Below are 2,282 nucleotides of genomic sequence, written 5' to 3'. Positions count from 1 at the left end.
GGGCCGCGCGAACCGGGCGAGCGCGAACGGGGCGGGGCCGGGCGCGTCGCCCGTGGCCAGGTCGGCGAGCACGCGCCCGACGGCGGGCGCGAACTTGAAGCCGTGGCCGGAGAACCCGGCGCCGACGACGAGCGGTCCGCGCCGGTCGAGCACGAAGTCGTGGTCGGGCGTGGTCGTGTACGTGCAGCTCACGGGCGCGAGGTCGTCGGGGTCGAGCCCGGGCAGCCACGTGCGCACGTACTCGCGCAGGGCCGCGAGCTGCGTGGGCTCGGGCCGGTACGTACGGCGGTCGGGGTCGGTGACCGGCCCGACGCCGTGGAACCCGACCTTGACCCCCTCGCCGGGCGTCACCAGCCCGTACACGCCGCTGGGCCAGCCCGCGTCGGGGCCGGGGTCGTGCGTGAAGCTCGGCCACGCGGCGAGCAGCGCGGGGTCGCGCGCGGCGAGGTGCGCGGGCTGCTCCTGCGTGACGACGAGCGGCAGGACGTCCTCGGGCCGCACGTGCGGGCCGGTGCGCGAGCCAGCCGGCGGCCCGACGAGCAGCGGCCCCCCGAGCAGCGGCCCGACGAGCCCCGCGCTCCACGCCCCGACCGTGACGACGACGCGCCGCGCGACGAGGTCGCCGTGCCGCGTGACGACCCGCACGCCTCCGTGCACGGGCTCGAGGTGCCGCACGGGCGTCTCGTGCCGCACGTCGGCGCCGTGCGCGGCCGCGGCGCGCTGCAGCGCGGTGACGGCACGGTCGGCGTGCAGCCGGCCGGCGGTCGCGGTCTCGTGCAGCACGCGGCCCTCGAACCGCAGACCGGGCCACCGCTCGGCGGCCGCGTCGGGCGTGAGCCACGCGTGCGCGATCCCGCGCGCCTCGAACGCGGCGGCCACGGCCTCGGCGCGCGCGGCCGACGGCGTCCCCGGGTGCGCGTGGCTCACGCCACCGGTGATCTCGAGCAGCGCGACGCCCGTGGCGGCCTCGAGCTCGCGCCACCACCGCAGCGCCTCCTGCGCGAGGTCGAGGTAGACCGGCTCGGGGTACGTGGTGCGGTAGATGCGCGACGCGCCGTGCGACGCGCCGTGCACGTGCCCGGGCGCGAACCGCTCCAGCAGGACGACGTCGCGCCCGCGCCGGGCGAGGTGCCAGGCCGCGGCCGACCCCATGACGCCGCCGCCGACGACGACGTGGTCGACGTGCTCGGTCATGCGTGCTCCTCTCCCGTCGCGGGCGCGACGCGTGCGTGGGTGGGCGGTGGGTGCGGGACGCCGTCAGGACGTCTTGGGCAGGCCGGGCGGGTTGGTCTGCGACTCCGCGACGGCCTCGGACGTCAGCCCCCAGCGCTCGAGGACCTTCGCGTAGCTGCCGTCGGCGATCGCGTGGTTGATCGCGGCGGTCACGGCGTCGGCCGCGTCGGCACCCTTGCGGGTCGCGACGGCGATCTGCGCGGTGTCGGGCCAGCCGCCGTTGAGCGTGCCGACGACCTTGAAGTCCTGCGGGCTGACGGCCGCCTGGTACGCGAGCGACGCGTTGGGCCCGACGTAGGCGTCGAGCCGCCCGGACTGCAGCGCGAGCAGGACGTCGGAGAACTGCTCGTAGTACTCGGGTCCCTGCACCGGGTCGAGCCCGGCGGCGGTGTTCTGCCGGTCCCACTCGAGCAGGATCTTCTCCTGGTTGGTGCCCGAGCCGACGCCCACGACGAGACCCGCGACGTCGGCCGGCTCGGCGATGCGCTCGACGTCGGAGCCGGCCGCGACGAGCCAGCCGAGCTCGTCGTTGCGATACGTCGAGAAGTCGATGGTCTCCTTGCGCTCCTCGGTCACGGTGACGTTGGAGATGACGGCGTCGACGTCGCCCGAGCCGAGCGCGAGCGGCCAGTCGGCCCACGCCTTGACCTCCAGGCGCAGCTCCTTGCCGAGCGCGTCGGCCACGAGCTGGGCGATGTCGGTCTCGTTGCCGATGGGCGTCTTGTCGTCGTCCGCGAGGAACCCCAGGGGCGGTGCGGCACCGGCGCTGACCGCGACCACGAGCTCGTCCTTGTCGGCCCACGCGGCGGGCAGCAGCGCGATCGCCTCGGGCGACTCGGTGGTGCGCACGCGGTCCTGGTCGGGGCTCGTGCTCACGGCGAGCCCTGCGGGTGCGGCGGCGGTCGAGGTGCCCGCGTCGTCGGGCGCCGCGGCGGCGGGCGCCTGCGTGCTGACGCCGGAGCACGCGGTGAGCGCGAGCAGCGGCAGCAGGGCGAGCGCGGCGAGCGCGCGGGAGGTGCGGGCGGTCGGTGTCACGGGAGACCTCTCGG

The 2,282-nt window shown here is 76.6% G+C and carries 2 protein-coding genes; both read right to left on the bottom strand.

Annotated elements, in window-relative coordinates; translation table 11 throughout:
* Positions 1 to 1,194 (bottom strand): FAD-dependent oxidoreductase (locus tag ATM99_RS17585; protein WP_062104095.1); only part of this gene is annotated, 1,194 nt, incomplete at its 3' end.
* Positions 1,195 to 1,257: 63 nt separating this feature from the next.
* Positions 1,258 to 2,268: an ABC transporter substrate-binding protein gene (locus ATM99_RS17580; RefSeq protein ID WP_082660010.1), complete on the bottom strand. Its 1,011-nt coding sequence runs from the start codon at positions 2,266 to 2,268 to the stop codon at positions 1,258 to 1,260.
* Positions 2,269 to 2,282: the final 14 nt, after the last annotated feature.

It is taken from the genome of Cellulomonas sp. B6 (assembly GCF_001462455.1).
Classification (GTDB): Bacteria; Actinomycetota; Actinomycetes; order Actinomycetales; family Cellulomonadaceae; genus Cellulomonas.
The sequence above is the reverse complement of the archived record's forward strand: the minus strand, read 5'-3'. Positions and strand labels throughout refer to the sequence as shown.